Source organism: Candidatus Desulfolinea nitratireducens (assembly GCF_982879505.1).
This window is the reverse complement of the sequence record NZ_CEYOSI010000263.1, coordinates 1-4328: the sequence shown is the minus strand read 5'-3', so window position 1 is coordinate 4328 and position 4328 is coordinate 1. Positions and strand designations below refer to the sequence as shown.

The 4328-nt window shown below is 46.6% G+C and carries 5 protein-coding genes and 1 other RNA gene; 3 read left to right on the top strand and 3 right to left on the bottom strand.

Features of this window, described 5'->3' with window-relative positions:
• The first annotated feature begins 175 nt into the window (after positions 1 to 175).
• From AC3DOM_RS16105 to AC3DOM_RS16095, 3 genes are read left to right on the top strand one after another with little or no spacing between them, the layout of a single operon-like run.
• Positions 176 to 397 (top strand): Trm112 family protein, encoded by a 222-nt coding sequence (locus AC3DOM_RS16105; RefSeq protein WP_487920061.1) that lies wholly within the window; start codon positions 176 to 178, stop codon positions 395 to 397.
• 20 nt (positions 398 to 417) lie between these two features.
• Positions 418 to 1008, top strand: a complete 591-nt coding sequence (locus AC3DOM_RS16100) for a HEAT repeat domain-containing protein (RefSeq protein WP_487920060.1) — start codon at positions 418 to 420, stop codon at positions 1006 to 1008.
• A gap of 4 nt (positions 1009 to 1012) precedes the next feature.
• Positions 1013 to 2440 carry an LCP family protein gene (locus tag AC3DOM_RS16095; RefSeq protein WP_487920059.1) on the top strand — a complete coding sequence of 476 codons (1428 nt, stop codon included), beginning with the start codon at positions 1013 to 1015 and terminating at the stop codon, positions 2438 to 2440.
• A 75-nt stretch (positions 2441 to 2515) separates the two neighbouring features.
• On the opposite strand, the gene AC3DOM_RS16090 is transcribed toward AC3DOM_RS16095, so the two are convergent.
• From AC3DOM_RS16090 to ffs, 3 genes are all read right to left on the bottom strand, one after another.
• Entirely contained in the window at positions 2516 to 3379 is an 864-nt protein-coding gene (locus tag AC3DOM_RS16090) for a hypothetical protein (RefSeq protein WP_487920058.1), read from the bottom strand.
• Positions 3376 to 3735, bottom strand: a complete 360-nt coding sequence (locus AC3DOM_RS16085) for a hypothetical protein (RefSeq protein ID WP_487920057.1) — start codon at positions 3733 to 3735, stop codon at positions 3376 to 3378. Before AC3DOM_RS16085 ends, AC3DOM_RS16090 begins: the two co-directional genes overlap by 4 nt.
• Before the next feature lie 40 nt (positions 3736 to 3775).
• An RNA gene (ffs, locus tag AC3DOM_RS16080) (signal recognition particle sRNA small type) lies at positions 3776 to 3874 on the bottom strand.
• Positions 3875 to 4328: the final 454 nt, after the last annotated feature.

Below are 4328 nucleotides of genomic sequence, written 5' to 3'. Positions count from 1 at the left end.
GTACCGAAGACCCGGAAAAACTGGCAAAGAAAACGGAACTATGTCAGTAACTGATGTCTTACCTCTGAAGTCTATAGTCTGAGGTCTAAAGTCTAAAGTCTAAAGTCTAAAGTCTAAAGTCTAAAGTCTGAAGTCTAAACTCTGGTAAAATACCGCCTTGAACAAGGAGAATATAATGGTAAGTCAAGATTTGCTTGAAATCCTGCGTTGCCCTGCTTGTGTACGGGAAAAAGAAGGGTTACTCACACTTGAAAAAGATTCCTGGCTGATCTGTCAGGAGTGTGATCGTAAATACCCGATTGTGGATGATATTCCCGTCATGCTGATTGACGAAGGCGATAAATGGGTGGCTACCTCTGTCAACGAATTGCCCGTCCCGCCTCCTGAACCTAAATAGGCTGATGTGCAATGTTCACTATGGACATTTTAATATCTGAGTTAACCAGTGGAGACGACAAACACGCTGAATCTGCGATGAATAAATTGGTCGCGGAGGGTGAGAAATCTTTTCCGGCTATGAAAAATCTATTGGATTCCCCCGATCCCAATCATCGCTGGTGGGCATTGAGCGTTCTAGCTCAGATCGAAAATGCGGATGTGAATTGGATGCTTGCCGCGCTCGATGACGAATCAGTAGAGGTGCGTCAATGTGCCGCATTGGGCTTGTCAGTTCACCCGGATGATAGATCTGTGTCCGCTTTGGTCAAAGCCTTACATGACCCGGACTCGATGGTCTCGACACTGGCTGCCAACGCTTTATCCAAAGTTGGAATTGCGGCGGTTGATGAGTTATTATTAGTGTTTGAAGAAAGTGAAACTGGAGAAAATATTCTTCAAGTAAAAACTGCCCGCCTGGGAGCGATCCGTGCTTTGGCAATTATTGCTGACCCCCGCGCGATTCCGGCAATGATGGCTGCATTGGAAGAAGACTCTGTATTTATGAACCATTGGGCCGAAACAGGGCTTAAAAATATGGGCCAGGATATGGTCTATCTAAAATTGGATTAATAGTATGAATGAAAAGAAGATTGATTTCCAGAAGATCCTTACCTATATTAAGAGTCTCTCCCTCGGAATGATTATCCCTTGGGTGATTGCATTGGTATTGGCAATAAGTGCATATACTTTTTTGCGTGGTTTTGTGGCAAGTATTACGATGATCAACCTTCCCGGGATGGCGGTTGTTGATTCTCCGGAAGCACCTGTCGACGGGGGTGCACCGCAGCCAGAATCAGTGGTAGAAGCTCCTGAAAGCAATTTACCCGAATCCTGGGACGGAGGTAGTCGGGTCACGATTTTATTCATGGGTTTGGATGCAAGAGATTTGGAAAGTGATGCACCGCGTTCTGACACGATGATTCTCTTCACCATTGATCCGGTTAGTAAAACGGCTGGAATGCTCTCCATCCCACGTGATATGTGGGTTGATATTCCTGGTGGATTTGGTTATGGCAAGATCAATACAGCTTACGCATTAGGCGAACAATATAAATTGCCGGGTGGTGGCCCTGGACTTGCTGTGCAGACAATCGAGCGTTTCATCGGTGTTCCGATCCAGTACTATGCTCAGGTCGATTTCCACGCATTTGAAGAAGCCATAGATGCAATGGGTGGGTTATATATCTGTATTTCACAAAAAATTCGCGTTGACCCAATTGGTTCCAAGCCAAAGCAGGCGATTGAGAAAGGTTGCCAAACTCTGGATGGCTATATGGTACTGGCCTACGCCCGTGATCGCAAAAGTACAGATGGCGGCGATGTAGATCGAGCCAGACGCCAGCAGGAAGTCATCATGGCCTTGCGTAACCAGGTTTTATCGGTAGAGAATTTTCCTTCAATGGTGGCGATGGCCCCGGATATCTATAATGAAGCCTCTGCGGGGTTGCGTTCAAATATGACTTTTGAAGATTCCTTAAAGTTGGCGACTCTGGCCACTCAAATTGACATAAGCCAGATTAAGCGTGGGGTGATTGATTACACAATGAGCATTATTGAGCGATCCCCTGATGGTCTATCAATTGTAAAACCCATCCCTGATAAAATTCGTGAAATGAGGGATGAAATTTTCACAACCGGTGGGGCACTAAGTCCGCTGGCTGTGGGAGATCCCGTATCCCTGATGCAGGCTGAAGGCTCGCGTGTTAATATTTTAAATGGTGCGTATGGAATTGTTGAATCGACTGAACTTGCCGCACGTTCACAAGTTTATTTTTCATCTCAAGGGATGAATGTTGTTGGCATCGGCAGTGCAGACAAAGCCTATGACCAAACAACTGTTGTTCTGCACAACGCAGATTTGTACACGCTCCGCTATATCCTCGATCTTGTCCAGGCAAATAGCAATCAACAGGTCATATTCCGTTTTGACCCTGCTGCGGGATCAGATGTAGAAATAATGCTGGGAAATGATTGGGCGCTTAATAACCCCATGGTTCCCTAAATAGCTATTTTTAAGATGAAATGCCCTGGGAAATTTTTCGCTCTCGGGGTATTTTGTTTTAATAATCTTGCTTGTCTAGGGTTGCTGAAATCTTAGCCGTATACTGCCCCAATAATGATCCCCGTTGCTATCCTGGCAGGGTGGCGCACTCAAATCCGTAACGGCGGTACTTCCAGCGGCCAGGTGTAGTCTGTAGCGTTGACTAGCATCCATTGCATAATCGGCGTAGCCGTGGTCTAACTCTGGCTTTAGACCAGTAAAGAAATGCTCCTCGTCCCCATCCCTCTCGACGATGATCTCAACACCAGAAATAGAATTTTGGGCAGAATCGCTGACATAGACCATCAATAGCCCTTCAGATATATTCGTACTGCAAATTTCATCCTGTGATAAAAGCATAAAGGGCGCGCCCGCTGTTGGGCTTGCTGTCGTAGTGGAGCGTGGGGTGCGTGTATAAATGGGCACGGGCGTTAATGTGGCCGTGGCAGGTTCGGATGTGGCTATGATTTTTGTAGGCGTAGGAGGTGTTCCTGTTGGAGTAGGGGGCAGGGATGTTTGGGTCAGGAAGCGAGTACTGGTTGCGGTCACCAGATTGGACACTTTTTTTTGCGCAAGATCAGCAGCTAACTCAGCGATTGCATTTCTTGATGCAGATGGTTCTCCGGATGCGAGTGCCCGCTGCGCCTGGCTTTCAAGAAGGTCAATTGAATTCGCATCGCCCAGAGTTGCCAAGCGTTTTTCTGCTCGCCCGAGATCACTGGTCGAAGCGTAAGCAGAGGCGATCAAAGAACGGTATTCCTCCTTGAAATCGCTTCGCAAAATGGATGGTGGGGCATCGGTGTATTCTACCGGAGCAATCACCCATGAGATAAGGAGACCCAGCCCAAGGCCAAGGATGAGTCCGGCGAGGAGATGCCAGGGGATTTTATCCATCTTCACGGAGAGATCTCCCGAAAGGAAGGCTGCCAGGGTTTGATCGCTTTCATCAATACTTCAAGATATTCGATGTCTTCCTCTGAATAATCGGCCTTTTCAGAGTATTCAAGAATTTCCTGAATGATTTCAGCGGGAGGGGCGCTGCCGAGTAATCCCAGACGGCGGGCGGCAAGATCAAGATTGCCTTCATTTTTGTAGGCCTCGGCGACCATGATGGCGTAGTCGCTGCGATAGTCGATATGCAAGGCGCCAGGAGATGCTTCAATATATTCGACAGGGGCGATGCTCCAGCCATAATATAGTCCGGCGGCGAGACCGATTGCGGCTGCGAGGAGGATTTGTAACCAACGAGGCATCATTTGAAGGGCCAAATTAAATACTGTCTTTGAAATAAAAATATCTGAGCAGGATGTCGGCGGCACCCGGAGAGAGTTCCGTACCGTTGCTTCCTTTCGGACCTGGCGGGATTGAGAGTCTTCCGCCGCGCCGGGCCTGCCCAGACAAGGCAAGGATACCTGATGTGGGAGGGTGTGTCAATCTGTTGAAAGGTTATTATCTTTTCATGGGGGCAAACATTCATAAGCCCTTGATTGCATTTTGTTTGACCAATGATTTGCCCATGTGCTATTCGGTTTACAAAATTGCAAGTTGAGTTTTAACCAATAACTCAGGGACTCCATTATAATTGAATCGTGTGTAAAAATGTACATACAAAACTATGTATATCGTCTCATTGTGGATTTTTGGAACAAAGATCCTATGACCAACTTGGTCGCTGCCATTATTTAGCTGGCTAGGTCAAGGAGGAGCAATAGCGAAATCGATCTTTCACTCTTACTCTTTTTTTAAAAGGAATTAAACCGTGAATTTAATATCTATGAAGAAAAATCTTCGCTTAATCTTTAGTTTCCGCTAAGTGGCTTGTAAAAAGAGATGGTAATGGGTTCAAAAC

Excerpts from the sequence above, each read along its gene's own strand:
- AC3DOM_RS16105 (WP_487920061.1), top strand. The coding sequence starts at position 176 with ATGGTAAGTCAAGATTTGCTTGAAATCCTGCGTTGCCCTGCTTGTGTA.
- AC3DOM_RS16100 (WP_487920060.1), top strand. The coding sequence starts at position 418 with ATGGACATTTTAATATCTGAGTTAACCAGTGGAGACGACAAACACGCT.
- AC3DOM_RS16095 (WP_487920059.1), top strand. The coding sequence starts at position 1,013 with ATGAATGAAAAGAAGATTGATTTCCAGAAGATCCTTACCTATATTAAG.
- AC3DOM_RS16085 (WP_487920057.1), bottom strand. The coding sequence starts at position 3,735 with ATGATGCCTCGTTGGTTACAAATCCTCCTCGCAGCCGCAATCGGTCTC.